The organism is Desulfomicrobium baculatum DSM 4028 (assembly GCF_000023225.1).
Lineage (GTDB): Bacteria > Desulfobacterota > Desulfovibrionia > Desulfovibrionales > Desulfomicrobiaceae > Desulfomicrobium > Desulfomicrobium baculatum.
On record NC_013173.1, the window covers coordinates 789,539 to 805,440 of the forward strand.

At 58.1% G+C, this 15,902-nt stretch carries 15 protein-coding genes; 6 read left to right on the forward strand and 9 right to left on the reverse strand.

Annotated features, from left to right (window positions below; translation table 11 throughout):
• Positions 1-2: 2 nt before the first annotated feature.
• A complete protein-coding gene (locus DBAC_RS03645) occupies positions 3-875 on the reverse strand; it encodes a PHP domain-containing protein (protein WP_015772935.1) in 873 nt (290 codons plus the stop codon).
• Between the two features lie 116 nt (positions 876-991).
• Entirely contained in the window at positions 992-1,210 is a 219-nt protein-coding gene (infA, locus tag DBAC_RS03650) for a translation initiation factor IF-1 (RefSeq protein ID WP_015772936.1), read from the reverse strand.
• 282 nt (positions 1,211-1,492) lie between these two features.
• Here infA and DBAC_RS17605 point away from each other — a divergent pair, with 282 nt between their 5' ends.
• Together DBAC_RS17605 and DBAC_RS03665 are read left to right on the forward strand one after the other, a co-directional pair.
• Positions 1,493-3,727 (forward strand): PAS domain-containing sensor histidine kinase, encoded by a 2,235-nt coding sequence (locus DBAC_RS17605; protein WP_015772937.1) that lies wholly within the window; start codon positions 1,493-1,495, stop codon positions 3,725-3,727.
• Positions 3,709-4,083, forward strand: coding sequence for a response regulator (locus DBAC_RS03665; RefSeq protein ID WP_015772938.1), 375 nt, complete (start codon positions 3,709-3,711; stop codon positions 4,081-4,083). Before DBAC_RS17605 ends, DBAC_RS03665 begins: the two co-directional genes overlap by 19 nt.
• 48 nt (positions 4,084-4,131) lie before the next feature.
• Here DBAC_RS03665 and DBAC_RS03670 read toward each other — a convergent pair whose 3' ends face one another.
• The gene (locus DBAC_RS03670) at positions 4,132-5,607 is read right to left on the reverse strand and encodes a protein adenylyltransferase SelO (protein WP_015772939.1); all 1,476 of its coding nucleotides are present in this window, start codon (positions 5,605-5,607) and stop codon (positions 4,132-4,134) included.
• A 282-nt stretch (positions 5,608-5,889) separates the two neighbouring features.
• Positions 5,890-6,348, reverse strand: coding sequence for a chemotaxis protein CheX (locus DBAC_RS03675; RefSeq protein ID WP_015772940.1), 459 nt, complete (start codon positions 6,346-6,348; stop codon positions 5,890-5,892).
• Positions 6,349-7,037: 689 nt separating this feature from the next.
• On the opposite strand from DBAC_RS03675, the gene DBAC_RS03680 reads away from it, so the two are divergent.
• Genes DBAC_RS03680 through DBAC_RS03690 form a run of 3 tightly spaced genes read left to right on the forward strand, consistent with a single transcriptional unit; the run spans position 7,038 to position 8,532 of the window.
• The gene (locus DBAC_RS03680) at positions 7,038-7,436 is read left to right on the forward strand and encodes a PA2779 family protein (RefSeq protein ID WP_015772941.1); all 399 of its coding nucleotides are present in this window, start codon (positions 7,038-7,040) and stop codon (positions 7,434-7,436) included.
• Between the two features lie 22 nt (positions 7,437-7,458).
• Positions 7,459-7,968 carry a cysteine peptidase family C39 domain-containing protein gene (locus DBAC_RS03685; RefSeq protein ID WP_050762031.1) on the forward strand — a complete coding sequence of 170 codons (510 nt, stop codon included), beginning with the start codon at positions 7,459-7,461 and terminating at the stop codon, positions 7,966-7,968.
• Between the two features lie 3 nt (positions 7,969-7,971).
• Positions 7,972-8,532, forward strand: coding sequence for a tetratricopeptide repeat protein (locus DBAC_RS03690; RefSeq protein WP_015772943.1), 561 nt, complete (start codon positions 7,972-7,974; stop codon positions 8,530-8,532).
• Positions 8,533-8,651: 119 nt separating this feature from the next.
• Here the strand turns inward: DBAC_RS03690 and DBAC_RS03695 are convergent, their stop codons facing one another.
• Complete coding sequence (locus tag DBAC_RS03695; protein WP_015772944.1) at positions 8,652-9,188, reverse strand: AmiS/UreI family transporter; 537 nt, start codon at positions 9,186-9,188, stop codon at positions 8,652-8,654.
• 752 nt (positions 9,189-9,940) lie between these two features.
• On the opposite strand from DBAC_RS03695, the gene DBAC_RS19205 reads away from it, so the two are divergent.
• Entirely contained in the window at positions 9,941-10,084 is a 144-nt protein-coding gene (locus DBAC_RS19205) for a hypothetical protein (RefSeq protein WP_153304563.1), read from the forward strand.
• Positions 10,085-10,314: 230 nt separating this feature from the next.
• On the opposite strand, the gene DBAC_RS03705 is transcribed toward DBAC_RS19205, so the two are convergent.
• The 4 genes from DBAC_RS03705 to DBAC_RS03720 all read right to left on the reverse strand — a co-directional run bounded on the left by DBAC_RS03705 (position 10,315) and on the right by DBAC_RS03720 (position 15,887).
• On the reverse strand, positions 10,315-11,670 hold the full coding sequence (locus DBAC_RS03705) for a methyl-accepting chemotaxis protein (protein WP_015772945.1): 1,356 nt from the start codon (positions 11,668-11,670) through the stop codon (positions 10,315-10,317).
• A gap of 260 nt (positions 11,671-11,930) precedes the next feature.
• Entirely contained in the window at positions 11,931-13,607 is a 1,677-nt protein-coding gene (locus tag DBAC_RS17615) for a methyl-accepting chemotaxis protein (RefSeq protein ID WP_015772946.1), read from the reverse strand.
• A gap of 512 nt (positions 13,608-14,119) precedes the next feature.
• Positions 14,120-14,809 (reverse strand): hypothetical protein, encoded by a 690-nt coding sequence (locus DBAC_RS03715; protein ID WP_015772947.1) that lies wholly within the window; start codon positions 14,807-14,809, stop codon positions 14,120-14,122.
• A gap of 433 nt (positions 14,810-15,242) precedes the next feature.
• Entirely contained in the window at positions 15,243-15,887 is a 645-nt protein-coding gene (locus DBAC_RS03720) for a TIGR04211 family SH3 domain-containing protein (protein WP_015772948.1), read from the reverse strand.
• Positions 15,888-15,902 lie beyond the last annotated feature (15 nt).

Here is a 15,902-nt window from a genome sequence, read left to right on the forward strand (position 1 = left end):
GTTCAGGAGCAGAGCGGAAGTTGAAGACCGAGCTTGCTGCGCGCTTCTTTCATGCGCAGCACCAGTTCGTAGGATGGCCGCAGTCCGCCCTTGCCCCGGCCCAGGGCGATGCCCCGCTTGTTGTCGCCATGGAAGTCCGAGCCCGCGCTCTGGAGCAGGTCCAGCGTGCGACAGAGGTTCGCGTAGAAATTTGTCTGGGCCTGAGTGTGCATGGAATAGAAGACCTCCACGCCGTCGAGTCCGTAGTCCTTGAGCTCGCGCAGCACATTTTCGGTCTCGTCTTTTTCGAGTTTCAACGTGCAGGGGTGGGCCAGGATGACCGTGGCCTGCTCGTCTTTGAGGAGCTCGATGGCCTGGCGGGGCGAGAGCTTTTCCTTGGGCGCGTAGCCCTTGGTTCCCGGCCGCAACCAGTTCATGAATGCGTCCTGGAAATTGACGGCGAACCCTTTTTGCACCAGCAGTTGCGCGAAATGGGGCCGGCCGATGGACCCGCCGGTGGTGATGTCTTCCAGTTCGGCGCGGGTGATGTCCACGCCGTAGGCGTTCAGGTTCGCAATGATGTTTTCGTTGCGCGCCGTGCGCAGGTCGCTCAGGTAATCTAAGGTGGCCTGCAGGCGCAGCGGGTGCTGAGGCAGCCAGAGACCCAGCAGATGCATGCTGCCGCGTTCGAATTCAACGCTCAGTTCGCATCCCCCGATGACTTCCAGGCCGAGTTCGCGTCCGGCGGCGCAGGCTTCGGGCAGCCCGATGACCGTGTCGTGGTCGGTCAGGGCGATGGCTTTGAGGCGTGCCGCCACGGCCGCAGCAACGAGTTCCGCAGGACTCAAGGTGCCATCGGAAGCGGTGGAGTGGGTGTGCAGATCTATTTCCGGCATAAGCTCATGGGTACGGCAGGGGCCGGGTGATGACAAGGTTATTTGCCCGGCCGGATCCGGCAATAAAAAACGGCACGCGTTTAAAGACGCGTGCCGGGAATTCTCGACAGGGGGGATTATTTGAAGCGGTAGGTGATTCTGCCGCGGGTCAGGTCATAGGGAGAAAGCTCCAGCTTGACCCTGTCACCGGGCAGGATGCGGATGTAAAACTTGCGCATCTTTCCGGAGATATGTCCGAGCACCTGATGGCCATTTTCCAGACGAACCAGAAACATGGCATTGGGCATGGCTTCCTCGACGACACCTTCAACTTCGATAGACTCTTCCTTGGCCATATAAAACGAATACCTTCTCTGTTTACAGTAGTTTTTTGTTTAAAGACAGAACTCCTTACCCGCTTGATTCATAAATGACAAGGCCGGATATCCTGTTGCACTGGATGTGGCCTCGCGCAGGGCGATCGACACGTTTGTCCAGCAGTCAAAATTTTGAGGCCGGACGCGAAAGTGTGAGGAATATTTTCCTCGAAAGATGAGCGTCTTTGCGATACTGAAAAGTACGTAACCAGCTTTGTTTCGTAACGACATGGTTGTCTTTTCAAAAGGAACGGTCCCCGCATGGCTCCCAGGAAATCCCTCTTCAGGCGGCTCTCTCTTTCTCTTGGTCTCTTGAGCACGGTCATCATCCTTGTCGTTTCGACGCTGGTTTTCTTATTTCTTTCGTGGCGGGTGGGCAATCAGATGCAGGAACGGGCCGAGGACACCATCACGTTTTTGGCTCAGGCCCTGGAGACGCCGTTCTGGGCCCTGGACCGGGAAAGCGCGGCCGCAGTGGCAAAGGCCACGAGCATGGACGTCAACGTCGGCCTTCTGGAATTGCGGGACTCCCGGGGCGAAGAATGGTTCGGCTACAACACCGGCAATTCCCTCTTCATCATCCGCGAGGCCGAGGTCAGCCATGAAGGGCAAGTTATCGGCTCTATCCGCCTGGGCCTGGAGGATTCCGTTCGACAAAAGTCGTTGGCCGGCATTGGTCTTGTCGGCGGCGGCATAGCGCTGCTTGTCATTCTTGCGCAGTATTGCCTGGCCAAAAGGCTCCTGCGCCATTATTTCCAGCAGCCCTTTGCGGCTTTGGATTCCCTGGTCGGAGCCTATGCGCGCGGGAATTACACCCAGGTCGACCCCGGTGTTTACTATACGGAGTTCGAGCCGCTGGTGAATGCATTTCTGGGCATGGGGCAAACCATCGAACGGCAGGTCAGCACCCTGGCCGAGAGCGAAGAGAAATACCGGGTGATTTTCAACAATTCCCCTGTCGGAATCTTCCGCTCGACCCTGGATGGTGAGTTGCTGGAAGGCAATGCCGCCTTGGGGAACATGTTCGGCTACGCTTCACGGGACGATTTCTTGGTCTCCAGCGGGCTTCGAGTCGAACCTGTCTATGCGGATTCTTCGGCTCGCGAGGCATATTTGCGGGAGCTTTTGGCCGCTTCGGGGGCGCTGAGCAGTGAAATGAAGTTTGTGCGCAAGGACGGCACGCATTTCGAGGGGGTGCTGACCGCGTCGATTCAGCAGGACGCGGAAGGCCGTCCGGTTTTTCTGAACGGCGTGGTCGAGGATGTCAGCGCCCGCAAGAAGGCCGAGAAGCGTCTGCGGCAGTCGGAAGAGAAGTTTTCGCGTCTGTTCAGGCTTTCGCCCGACGTCATCGTTGTCATGAACATGACCGAAGGGCGGATCATCGACGTCAACGAGGCCTTCAGCCGCCTGACGGGCTTCGCCTACCACGAGGCCGTGGGCAAGACCGCACAGGAGCTTGGCCTGTACGCAGATCCTGCCATGCGCGAGTTGGTGCGGCGGCGTATGCAGACCAGTGGGCAGATCGACAACGTCGATTTTTCTCTTGGCTGCAAGGATGGAAGAACCATCTCCTGCGTGCTGTCGAGCCAGTTGCTGACAGTGGGTGACGAGTCCTGCGTCATGGCCGTGTTGCGTGACGTGACGGAATTCAAGCGCATGCAGGAGCTCATGATCCAGAGCGAGAAGATGATCTCGGTCGGCGGCATCGCGGCGGGCGTGGCCCACGAGATCAACAACCCGCTCGGCATCATCATGGTCAGCAGCCAGAATCTGGTGCAAAGGACCCGGCCGGATTTTTCCAAGAATATCGAGGCGGCCGAAAATATCGGTCTCGATATGAATCTATTCGACCGGTACATGCGGGTCAGGGGCCTGTATGACTTCGTCAAAAATATCCAGGACGCCGCTGTGCGAGCCGCGGACATCATCCGTCACATGCTTGATTTCAGCCGCCGCAGCGAATCGAGGCGCACGATTTGCGATCTGCGCACCGTCATCGAACGGGCCGCGCATTTGGCGGGGAATGATTTCGAACTCAAAAAAAGCTATGATTTCAAAAAAATAGATATTCAGTGGGAATGTGCTGAAAATTTTCCCCCCGTCAGTTGCACGGAAACCGAAATCGAGCAGGTGTTTTTGAACCTGTTTCGAAATGCGGCCCAGGCCATGGCCTCGGCCCAGCCTCAGATCATGGCGCCGCGCATCGTGGTGCGCATGAAGGCCGAGGCCGATCGCGTGGTGCTGGAGGTGGAGGACAACGGACCCGGCATGCCGCCCGAAGTGCAGCGCCGGGCCTTTGAACCGTTTTTTACGACCAAGCCGCCGGGAGTGGGGACAGGTCTTGGCCTTTCCGTGTCCTACTTCATCATTACCCGCAGCCACGATGGGCAGATGCGGCTGGAATCGCGTCCGGGTCAGGGCACGCACTTTACCATCGAACTCCCGGTCCCTGAGCCCGGTGGGCAAAAGGAGGACGAGTGCATTCACGACTCATGATCATCGACGACGAAGAGCATATCCGCAGCGCCTTGGCCTGTTTTCTGGAGGACTTTGAAGATTTTCACGTCCGTTCGGCGCATTCGGCGGAATTGGCCCTGCAGGAGTTGCGGCGGGAACAGGCGGACCTCTGCATTGTCGACATCCGCCTGCCGGCCATGAACGGGCCGGAGTTCATTCGAGTTTGCCGGGAGCAGGGGCTCTGCCGTCACCATATCCTGCACACCGGCTCCACGGACTTCCGCCTTTATGTCGACATCGAAACGCTGGGAATGTGCGATGCCGACGTGTTCCAGAAACCCTGCGACAGCATGGTCATGCTGGAGCGGATTCGCAAGGTGCTGCGCGATAGGTGAACGTGAACCCTCTTTTTTTGCATTTTTTCATTATTCCAAACAAATGCGTCATGTGCCGCAGAACGTCCGGTAGCCCGCGTCGAGCAGGCCCGGTGCGCGGTAGGACGCGTGCTCAGGCCGGTCTTCATAGGGGCTCGATAGGGCGTCCAGAAGCCGTTTCACGGGCTCGAAGTCATTTTTGAGGGTCGCCGCTTCCAGCGCCTCCTCCACGTGGCGGTTGCGCGGTATGACTGCCGGGTTGTGCGCGCGCATGAGGCTGCGCGACTGCTCAGGCGTCTCATGCTGTCGCGCCAGTCGCGCTTTCCATTGCTCCTGCCAGCGCAGAAAGCCGGGGTCGCGGAAGAATGCACCCTCGGGAGTTTCCACGGTGAGGCCGCGCAGGGTCAGGGTATAGTCCGCGCCGTTGTCCTGCATGAGTTTCAGAAGATTCTGCGCCAGCGCCGCGTCTTCGTCTTCAGCCGTGAAGAGGCCAAGCTTGTCCCGCATGCCCCGGATCCAGTGCCGTCTGAACAATGCCGGGAATTCTTCCAGGGCCTCCTGTGCCATCTGTGTGGCCTCTTCCTCTTTTTCGTGCAGCAGCGGGAGCAGGGTTTCGGCCAGGCGGGTCAGGTTCCATTGGGTGATGGAGGGCTGGTTGCCGTAGGCATAGCGGCCGTCGCGGTCGATGGAACTGAACACCGTGGCCGGGTCGTATGCGTCCATGAAGGCGCACGGTCCATAGTCGATGCTTTCGCCGCACAGGGCCATGTTGTCGGTGTTCATGACCCCGTGGATGAAGCCGACGTGCAGCCAGCTGGTCACGAGTGCGGCCTGACGCTCCATGACCGCGCGCAGCAGTTCAAGGAAGGGGTTTTCGGCCTCGGCAAGTTCCGGATAATGGCGGCGGATGGTGTATTCGGCCAGGATGCGCAGGTCGTCTGTCTTGCTGCGCGCCGCAAGGTACTCGAAGGTTCCGACGCGGATGTGGCTGCTCGCTACGCGGGTCAGCACGGCTCCCGTCTGGGTCGTTTCGCGGTACACGGGTTCGCCGGTGGTCGCCACCGCGAGGCTGCGCGTGGTCGGGATGCCGAGGGCGTGCATGGCCTCGCTGATGATGTATTCGCGCAGCATGGGACCAAGGGCCGCGCGCCCGTCGCCGCGACGGGAAAAGGGGGTCTGGCCCGAACCCTTGAGCTGGATGTCGAAACGCTCACCGCCGGGCGTGATGTGTTCGCCCAGTAAAATGGCGCGGCCGTCGCCGAGCATGGTGAAGTGCCCGAACTGATGTCCCGCGTAGGCCTGGGCGATGGGGTCCGCGCCTGTAGGGAGGCGGTTACCGGTAAAAATGGCGGCACCGTCCGGGCCATCAAGGCTGGCCGCATCAAGGCCCAGGGACGCTGCCAGTTCGGGATTAAAGAGTGCAAGACCGGGTTTTTTCACCGGAGTGGGCCTTTGGCGCACGAAGAGCGATTCCGGCAGCAGGGCGTAGGTATTGTCGAAGTTCCAGCCTTGGCCGGTGAATGAATTGTGATCTTGAGGAAACATGGCGCTCCAGTGGGCTTGGATGCAAAAATGGGGGATGCTTTTGAGAGTGATTACTGTTTTTGGCCGCCTATCGCAATGGCGACATGGCGGTGCGGGCTGGCATGGACCTTGGGAGGACGGATTTACGGCAACGGCGCAGGTCCGTCGTGATCGAAAGCGTGGATGATTGCGAAGCGAAAAAAGGGCTGGCCGGGGGTTTCGGCCGTAGCGGCCCAGGCGTTTTCCTGCCCGGGAAGAGATGTCGCCTGTGTCCGGATCCGGGCAGGGCGTTAGCCGTCCGGCCTAGTCGAAACAGAACTCCAGGGTGAATTTCCCGGCCTGACAGGAGAATGGAATGGCGATGGCCTGAGCCGAGGCGCGGTAGGAGATGGAGTGGTTGTCTCCCATGATGACCGACGGGGTAGAGCCTTGCAGCTTGAGGCCCATGCTCACCATGCCGACTCGGGCATGACCGGAGATCATGTTCGTGATTTCGCCCATGGCATCCTGCACGTCCTGTACGACATCCTCGATGGCGTCTCCGAGCATGTGCCTGACTATGTGAACGGCGGTATTTTTGTCGAAAGAGATGCAAAATGTCCCTTTTTTGTCTCCGGTGATGCCGATCAGCGCAGAGACACAACCGCAGGCGATTTTGTCTTTTTTCACATAGGGAGGCCCGGCTACAACCTCAAGAGCCGCAGTGGCGGAGAGTACATGCTTGGTTGCATTGATGAAAGGTTTGGCCAGGTCGGGGCTCATTGATCACTCCTTGGGTGATGAGAAATAGAAAATACTGTTTTGCAGGCTGCGAAATATTCTACCTTGACCAGCAGCCCTTTGTGCATCGTGTGTGAAGACCAGCATTTCAACATTCAAAATTAAAATCTTAATACTGGTGAATGTCAATAAGTCTTTCTGTAAGACAATCGAATCGTAACATGGCTCTTTGTGCTGTGGGGGATCGAGGCGTCATACGGGAGGGCGAATCGTTGCAAAAACGTTCATGGTTTTTTGCAGGGCCGATTTGATATGCCTTCGGCGAGCTGCGCATTTTTACGGTCTCGGTCTTGCGCATAAGAGAATTCAGCGGCGATCGCGAAATTCGAATGTCCCTAAGCCTCAATCTTATGAGAAAGTACTGCGAAAAGTCCTGAGGCATGATGAAAAGTCATGAGCAGGTGCCCGTTTGGGCAGAGGGCTTGTAGCGCCGGGGGCTTTTTTTCGCGGAGTTGGGACAGCCTTTGGCCCCCAAATTTCAGGGGGCGCCTTTTGCGGTGAAGCGTATCATTTGCTGAAGGTCATTGAATATGAATCAGGTTTGACTATTTCTCCCGAAGCGCTGTAAGAAGTGAATATGATTCCCCACGTTTGTCGCCGTCAGACAGTTGCTCTCGCTGTTTGCCAGGGAATCGCGGTGCTTGTGAGCAATAATTATGGAGGTTTACAGCATGAATAGCCAAAAGTGGTTTTTCAGAACTCAGGTGTGTTGGCCGATTCTGGTCGCCTATCTCTTCCTCGCGCTCATTCCTTCCAACGCCGATGCCTTCCTGGCGCAAAGCCGCCTGTCTTCGGGCGAGATCATTTCCGAGCGAAGCGCCGATATCGCTTCCATCCAGACCGCTCTGGAGAATAAGGTCGTGACCCAGCGACTGGCGGATTACGGATTGACCCCGGATGAGGTGAACGCGAAACTCGGTTCGCTTTCCGATGAGCAGCTGCACCAGCTGGCCAGCCTGTCAGGTGACGTGGGCGGCGGTATTGTCGGTGCGGTCGTCGCGGTGCTGGTGGTCATTTTGCTGGTGGTCCTCATTCTGCACTTCAGCGGTAAGCGCATTGTCGTCAACTAGGCAGCGTTGTCTGCTGGGACTGATGGCGGTGCTTGTGATGGTGGGGTGCGTGCAGCGCCCCGCTTTTCAGCCGGATCGGGAAATAACCGCCCGCACGGTGCGCCTGGAAGTGCCCTTTATCCCCCAGACCCAAAACAACGACTGCGGTCCGTCAGCCTTGGCCGCCGTGCTGGCGTTCCATGGCCGGGACGTGTCCCTGGATGAGGTGACGCGACGCGTCTTCACCCCGGTGCTGGAGCGGACGCTGCTTCCGGACATGGAGAACTACGCCAGGTCGCTGGGCTTCTCGACCCGCTCCGGTCGCGGGGATCCGGTCCTGCTCCGGGACTGGATCAACGCAGGCAATCCCGTTATCCTTATGCTCAACATGGGCGGAAGGATGTTCAGCCAAGGCCATTACGTGGTGGTGTATGGTCATGATCCGGACGGATTCCTGATGCATATCGGGACCAGAGCGGAGATGTACCTGCCGGACCAGGCGCTGCTTGAGGGCTGGGAGCCCATGAACCGTCTTTACCTTGTCGTGGAGTGAACCGTGCGTCGTGCATTCTTTCTTGTCTTCTTTTTGGTCCTTGCGCTGGCCGGTTGCGCCACGCCCAGGATCGTCGTGCTTTCCGACCCGCTGGACGCCCGCGAACACAACGATCTGGGTGCCTCTTACGAGACCTCCGGAGAACTGGACCTGGCCCTCAAAGCCTATGAAACGGCCGCGGCCAAGGATCGTTCCTGGGACCAGCCGCTTATCAATCTGGGTAACGTGCATTCGGCCCAGGCTGATTGGACGCAGGCTGCGGCCAGTTACCGGCAGGCCCTGAAACGCAATCCCGAAAACTCCGAGGCCATGAATAATCTGGCTTATGCGCTCGTGAACCTGGATGAGCCGCGCGAGGCCCTGGAATGGTCCTCCAAGGCAGTGCAGGCCGAGCCCGGCAACCCGCTCTTCCGGGCGACCCTGGCCCAGGCCTTGGCGGGAACCGGCGAGAGGGAGAAGGCGCTCGCGCTCCTTGACGAAACCCTGCAAACCCTTCCTTCCGATGATCCCCTGCGTGAGAAGATAGCCGCTCTGCGCGACCAGATCGAAAACTCCGCCCCCTGAGGCTGCGTCATGGGCGTTGCTGCCTGTGCCGGGCTGTATCTTTGATGGTTATACGAAAACGCCGCCTTCCATTTGCAAAGAGAAGGCGGCGTTTTCTCGTCTTTGTCATGCCTAAAAGACTAGAATGGCAGCTTGCCAAATCCGATGAGGTCATACGCGGGTACGAGCAGGCCGAGGAATGAAAGAACAATAAGGAGTGCGCCCAATACCTTGGGTGACAGTTTTCCATACGTCACGGCCCAGACCGCGACCGTCAGCACCACAAAGGCAATCATCATGCAGCCAAGGTAAAGACTCTTGCCGATGAATGACGTTCCGTCGGGCTTGATGCCCCCGCCGGTGAAGTAAAAATACGCGGCGATGGCCAAAATGAATGCCATCATCAAGCTCAGGTTGCCCAGAGAGCGCAGGTCTTCGATTCCGTTCAGCATGCAGTACGAGATTGTAAGATACACAATGCCGAAGGGAATCAGCAATGTCGCCGTAAAAGCGTCGCTCCCAAACAGAGGCGTTGCATGAATTATCCCGCCGATACACGTTATTATGCCCACGAACCCGGCAATCGCGCCGCAGGTTTTTGCATCCCCTTGGCCAAAGTAAAAGAGTCCGATCGGAAACCACAACATGGCAATTGTCACAAGCAGTACCAAAGTCATTACTTTTTCCTCCGTCTGAGATAAATTTCTCCAATCAAGACATGCTTGAAATTGAAAAAACATGAAAACGGCCTGATCATCGCAAGAGTGTAGTAGCCCTCCTTGTTGATTTTGAAGTAAAAACCTATAATGAGTAGAATAATGCTAACATGCCATTACTATTCAATTAAATGGATTGAGCCAAAGAAGTCACCAATGAGCATGTCTGATTATGGTACTCTGAAACATAATCAAAGCTCATATTGAGCAAAATTGAGACCATAAAAAATAATATTGCATCATATTGTGTGAATTTAAATAATATTAATGTGTAATAAGTGTGCGAATATGAAATTTTTTTGAATTTAACCAGTATTGATAAGAACTTAGTAGATGGAAAATATGTTTAAAATAATGAGGAATTATTTAATTATCGGTGCCGGTGCTTAGGATAATAGGTATAGTGATGGGTCATAATGTCTCGCGGGCGTGTCATTATTATACAAGGAGTATGAATTGTGAATCGCCCCAAATTTTTTGGGACGTTGGAGCGTGCACCTTGGTGATGGCATCCACGGGCAGGTTGTCCTTTACTCGTTGGGGCATGATCCTTTGGATTTTGCCCTTTGAACCTGATTGGAAAATTTCAGCGCAGGAAAAGCGAAAAACAGAGTGTGTCTAATGTGCCTCAAATTGATTGAGCACGTTATAAATGCGCCCCGCGCCCTGGCTTTCCCGAGGACGGGGGGCAGGACGCGGGACGTTTTGCAGGGATGGCGAATCAGTTTTGCGCGCTGCTGATCAGGCGCGGCGAGGCTGAAGGCCGCGTAGGCGACGATCTCGCCGTATGGCGCGGCGTCTCCGAGTTGCAGAGCCGGGACGTACTGTGGGGGCACGCCCGCGTAAGTCACGCCTAGGTATTTTTTGCACCCGAGTCGGGTGTAGGAGCCGGGGTCGCCAACGAGGAAGATGCCTGCCGCCCCCTGCTTGCGCATCCGGTCGGCGGCTTCGCGAACACGGGCGGAGCCGATGCCCTGTTCCTGCCTGTGCGGCGGCACGCCCACCGGACGGAGCGGAAACTAGCCGCTCGCTTTGACTCTTTCGTTAAATAACGGCGCTTTATATTTCAAAAAAGTAAATGCGGGTTTCAGACCGCCTGTTGGTGGCGGGCCAGTTCGACGAGGCGACCAAGGTCCACATCGGCGCCGAGCACTCCGAGGAGCGCGCCGGAGGTGTCGAGGATGGGCGCGGAGACCGTGAGGCAATAGGCGTCGGTGGCGGCGGATCGGTAGAAGTCCGAGACATAGGTTTCCCGCTGTCCGGCAGGGTGGCGGAACCAGGGACGCTGGGACCAGTCCTTGCCGAGCCCGGTGTCGCCGTAGGCCGTCTTCACCTGACCCACGTTGTCCACGATCTGTCTGCCTTTGGCGTCGGTCACGTAGAGCAGTTCAAAGAGTCCCTGGCCCAGGGCGCGGCGCAGGGCGATTTCCACCCGGCGGCGCTCCATGGCGCTGACGTCGGCGTCGCGCACCAGAGTCTCCACGGCGCTCTTGGCCCGCTCATGGGCGGCGAAGCGCAGCCTGCCCACGGCCGCGAGCTGGCTCTCGGAAGTCTCGCTGACCTGCCGGGCATGGACGGCCAGAGTCTCGGCTTCTTTGGCCTGAGAGGCGCTGCCGTCGTGCAGGGCTACGAGGCTCTCCTGCACCGCGGCCACGTCCCGGACGATGCTCTGGCTTTCGCCGCGCAGGTCCGCGGCCAGCATGCCTCCTTCCTCGACGCATGGCCGGGCTACCCGCGCATCTTCGAGGCAGGCGCTCATGGACGCCTGCATCCGCCCCACAAAACCCTCGACCCGGCGCACGGCCTCCACCATGGCGGTGACATTCCTTCCGATTTCGTCGTTCTGTCCATCGACCCGCGTGGTGGCGTCCACGGTCTGGTGGGAGAGGGTCCGAATCTCGTTGGCGATGACGCCGAATCCTTTCCCTGCCGCCCCGGCATGGGCCGCCTCGATGGTGGCATTGAGGGCGAGCATGTTGGTGTTGGCGGCGATGTCGCGGATGGCGTGGGCAATGGAGCCGATGCCCTTGATGCGCGTCTCCACCGTGCCGACGAAGCCGAGCAGTTCGCCCATGGCGGCGGAGAGCTCATCCATGCGCAGCTCCACCTCGCCCAGACGGGCTTCCAGGCGGGCCATGTGCCCCACGGCCGCCTGCGCCATCTCGGCCTGGCGCAACGCGTGGCCGTTCACGGTGTCGGCCCGGTTGACCACTGCGGCCGTATGTTCCTCGATGACCGCAACCTGCCGCAGCCCGACCTCGGTAGTGGCCTTGAGCCGCTCCCCGAGGGCGTCAAGGGGCGATGATAAACGCTGCAAGGCGATGGCCCCGGCCACGGCGTCAAGCAACGCGGCATCGGTGCGCGTATCGGCGGCGGGTTCATGTTCTGCGGATGAATCAGCGCCCGCTTTTTGTTTTTTTTTCCAAAATTGTAAGAAAAGCATGGTCTTACCTCCTGTTGGAGCTAAGAAAGCAAGCGGTGTGCCGGAGAAATGTGGAGGTCCTGCAATGAGTGTGTGACGGGATTTGCACTCTGGGTGAAGAGATTCGGCGAATACGCAGTCTGCATCGAAAGGTGATGCAGGCAGGCGTGCTCAGGCCTGACCAAAAGTTCCATGAGCAGTGGAAAAAGGAAAAGGCCGCACGCGGCGGCCCTCCAGTTGCGAATGATTGCGATGAACGGCTTCGGCGACAGTTTCGGGTCTCAGACCTTGAAATGTCCGACCAGTGTCTGCAACTGTCCCGCCAGGTTGGTCAGATCCTCGACGTTGGTCCGGAGTTCGTGGCAACCGGACCGGATGTCCGAGGCCACCGCATCCACCCCGGCAATGTCGGTCGCGATTTTTCCGGAGGCGGAGGACATTTCCGAGGCCAGGGCGGTTGTGTCCTGGACTCCGCCAGTGGCTTCGGCGATGTTGGCGGCCAGTTCGCGGGTCACGGCGGATTGTTGCTCAATGGCCGCCGCGATGGTGGACACGAAGGTGCTCAATTCGCGGATGGCCAGCACGATCTTGTCCATGTCTGCCACGGCATTGCCCGCAGCGTTCTGGATGCCGCCGATTTTGGCCCGGATATCGTCGGTGGCGTCGGCGGTCTGTTTGGCCAGTTCCTTGATTTCATTGGCGACAACCGCGAAACCGCGCCCGGCTTCACCGGCCCGGGCGGCCTCGATGGTCGCATTGAGGGCCAGCAGATTGGTTTGGGATGAGATGCCGGAGATGGCCTCGGTGACCTTGCCGATATCCTGGGCGGAAGCGCCAAGGTCGCGCAGCAGGGCGGCGAAATTTTCGACCTGGCCCGAAAACTGGTCCGTGGTGGTGCGGGCGTGTTCGGTGTTTTCCGCGATCTCGGTGATGGTCGAGGTCATTTCTTCCGTGGCCGCCGCCACGCTGTCCAGGTTGGCGGAGGTCTGCCGCATGCTGGAAGCAACGGCGACGGTGTCCTTGCTCAACTCGTCCGCCGCCGTCGTCGCGGTGGAACTCTTTTCGGCCAGGGTATGCACGCTGCGCGTCGATGCCTCGCTGAAAGCGGTGAGGCTGCCCACGGACGCCGAGACCGTCTGTATCCCGGTGTTCAGGCTCTGGATAAGGTCGCGGGTGTTGCCGATCATGGTTTGGTACGAGCGCGCCAGGTCGCCCAGTTCGTCGCCCCGGCGACGCATTTCTTCAGGCACTTGGCGGGAAAAGTCGCCTTGAGCCAGATGGTCCGTGAAGGCAGCGCAGTCCTTGATGGGGCGGACCATGCCACGGGCGAAAAAGAGGATTCCGGGGATCATGGCCAGAGTGATGATGCCAAAGGACATTGCCATGCGCCAGAGCAACTCACGGGACATGGTGTTGACCTTGTCCACGGAGATATCGACGCCCAGCACACCGTCCTGTCGCCCGTCGGCAGTGACGATGGGCGCGTAGGCGCTGAGGAACGTTCCCCATTGGTCCTCGTAGAATTCGTTTTCAACGGACGGTTCCGTCAGCCCAAGTACGGCCTGCTGCATCAGCGGCGACACATCCTCGTAGACTTCGCCGATATGCGACTTGTCCTCCTCGCTTTCCTCCGCATCGCCGACAAAAATGACCGACCCGTCCTCCCCCTTTCGCACCGTATAGACAAAGTGGAGGTCCGAACTGTTGTCGCGAACGCGGCGCAATGCGCCAACCACCCGCGCATACGCTTCCGAGTTTTCATCCTCGGGATTGGCCAGTGCGGCGTGATCTTCCACCGGGAGGCTCATGGCCCCAAGCGCCGCATAATCGCGCACCCGAGTGCGGATGCTTTCCAATTGCTGATTGTTGGCTGTGTGATAAGAGAGCAGGACCAATAACGCAGATCCGGCAACCCACAAGGAAAAGACGATGAGGACGAGCTTGTTTCTGATGTTCATGTGTGTATTGATTGCGTTGTTGAAGTGGGTATGAGGTATTGTCTGCTTGGAAATGTATTGTAGCTGCCATGAATTGCGATTCTTGGATTATTGAGACGCATTCTTTTTTTTGATGCTTCATTTCAGTGCTCAATTTTGACGAGTATCAATTTTTAACGCTTTCATACACAGGAGAACTGAGTAAGGCAATTGTTTGTTAACAATGTATGACATGAAGTGGGTGCGAAATAATTTTTTGCGATCGTGTATGACCTCGGAGCTGTGACCGGCTGGCGCTGTCGTTATATTTATGTCGTGGTGCTGCGCCGGAAGATGAGTTCGCTTCAAGATTGGAGGAATTCTTCTCGCTTTTTCCTGTCGAGATCATCAAGGACAATGGATGACTTGGAATTGCCACAGGATGTCACGGGAAAGACGGCATCCGGGAATTTTCTGCGGAAGGGTCTGGGTAAGGAGGGGCGATGCTCTAAAAATACAAGATTCTCGATTGACGCTCGTTTCTTGGCCCTCGTCTAGTTCAGGTCGATCACTTGGTTTTGGCCGGAGATGCTGACGTCTTTTTGCGACACAAACCCGTCACCCACGATTTTCACGGAATATTCGCCGCAGGGCAGGGACGTGTTCGCAAGGTCATGGGGCAAGACGTTCTTCATGAGAACCAGCCTGCCGGACCTGCGGTTCCGCACGGTCACGCAGACGGGCCGCATGGAGGAGAAGAGGACGCTGGACACCTCGCCCGAGGTTTTCGTCTTGATGGGGAAGCATTGTGGCGGGCCGCTTTCCGGCATGTCTCCGGGCACGGAGGGATACTGCGCGGCCACATGGGGCAGGGTTTTTGATTGCGTCTTTTGACGCTGGATTTCGGCCGGGTCCGCCCCGAGGACCTCGATCTGGATGATCTGCCACTGCCGGGAACGCTTCGTGGCCCTGAACCCGCCTTCGAATGTCTCGCCCTGACCGGAAAAAGCGGTTTTGCGGATGGTCACCCGGTGTGTTTTGCCTTCATCGTTCTGCACATGAATGACCGCCTGGAAGGGTGTCCTGACCGGCCCGCCGCTGACTCTCCCGCTGACCCGCACATCCGTCCCTTTCTGCCATGCATGGACATTGGAAAAAGCATGCCCTTTGACCCGCCAGACGCCCTCGGCAGCGGCGACGGAGCAAAGAAGAAGGAAAAGGAGGGTGAAGCCGGCATGTTTCATCGGTGTCGATCCCGGTGTTGATGTTGTGCGGAAGGGCGGATCCAGAGACATTTTTGTTCGGGCTAAAAGAAGGTAGCGTGTTTCCTTCTTCGTGCATATCCGGACAGACCGGAGTTTCGTCATTTTTTGGGCGAGAATATATTAAGTGACAGGGTGTGTCATGTAGGCATTGTTACGAATCCGATCGTGCCATCCTGCGATGATGTATTCATTGCTGCGAGCATTCAGGAGTTTTTCGAGCGCGTTTTCCGGCAGAACGTGCTGGGTCCCGATGGCGAGCGCATTGCCGAAGGAGGCGGAAAGGCGGGCGGTATTTCGATACGCCCGTGGTGATAGCGACCGCGTTGTGAAGGGCTGCTTGCCATGGGACGCAAAATTGAAGGAGGGGGTTTGGCTCTATGAAGGCCGGCAGCTCAAGCCGCCAGCCCTTTTTTCAAGCAAACATGCGGCCTGTTTTCTTGCGCTGCATGCGGCCCAGAGCCAGACCGAGGAGCAGGCTGGCGCCGACGACGCCCGCGCCGGTGAGGAACCATCGGAACTGCGTGTCACCGCTCAGATCCCTGTTCTTCATCTCCAGGGCTTCCGCACGCTGCGCCGTTTCCGCCTGGAGCGCGAGGAGTTCGTCATGCGCTCTCTTCAAGTCCACATAGGCTTTTGATCCCTGTTCCAGCTCGGCATACCGCTGCTGCAAGGATGCCAGTTCCGTTTCGGCGCGGTTCAGGCGGTCCAGCAGGGCCTGGTTCTCTCCGGCCGTGGCGGAAGTCTTCTCGGTCATCTCGGCCATCTTGGCACGCAGGGTTTCAGTCTCCTTGGCAAACCGCTCCACTTGCAGGGCTGCCGGGGTCGTCCTGGTCAGATACCGCGCCAGCACCCATCCTTCCACGCCGTCGGCCCGCACAAGGGACCAGTCCTTGTCGGTCCTGAGCACTTCCACAGGTGTGCTGGACGGCAGCATCTTCAGTATCTTGTTGCTGTTGGTCGGTCCCGAGCGCAGCGTTATCTCGAAAACGTCGGTCACGTAGGCGGACTGCGCGTGAGCTACGCCCACGACCAGCAACACCGCAATTATAACCAGCATCACACATCTTCTCAT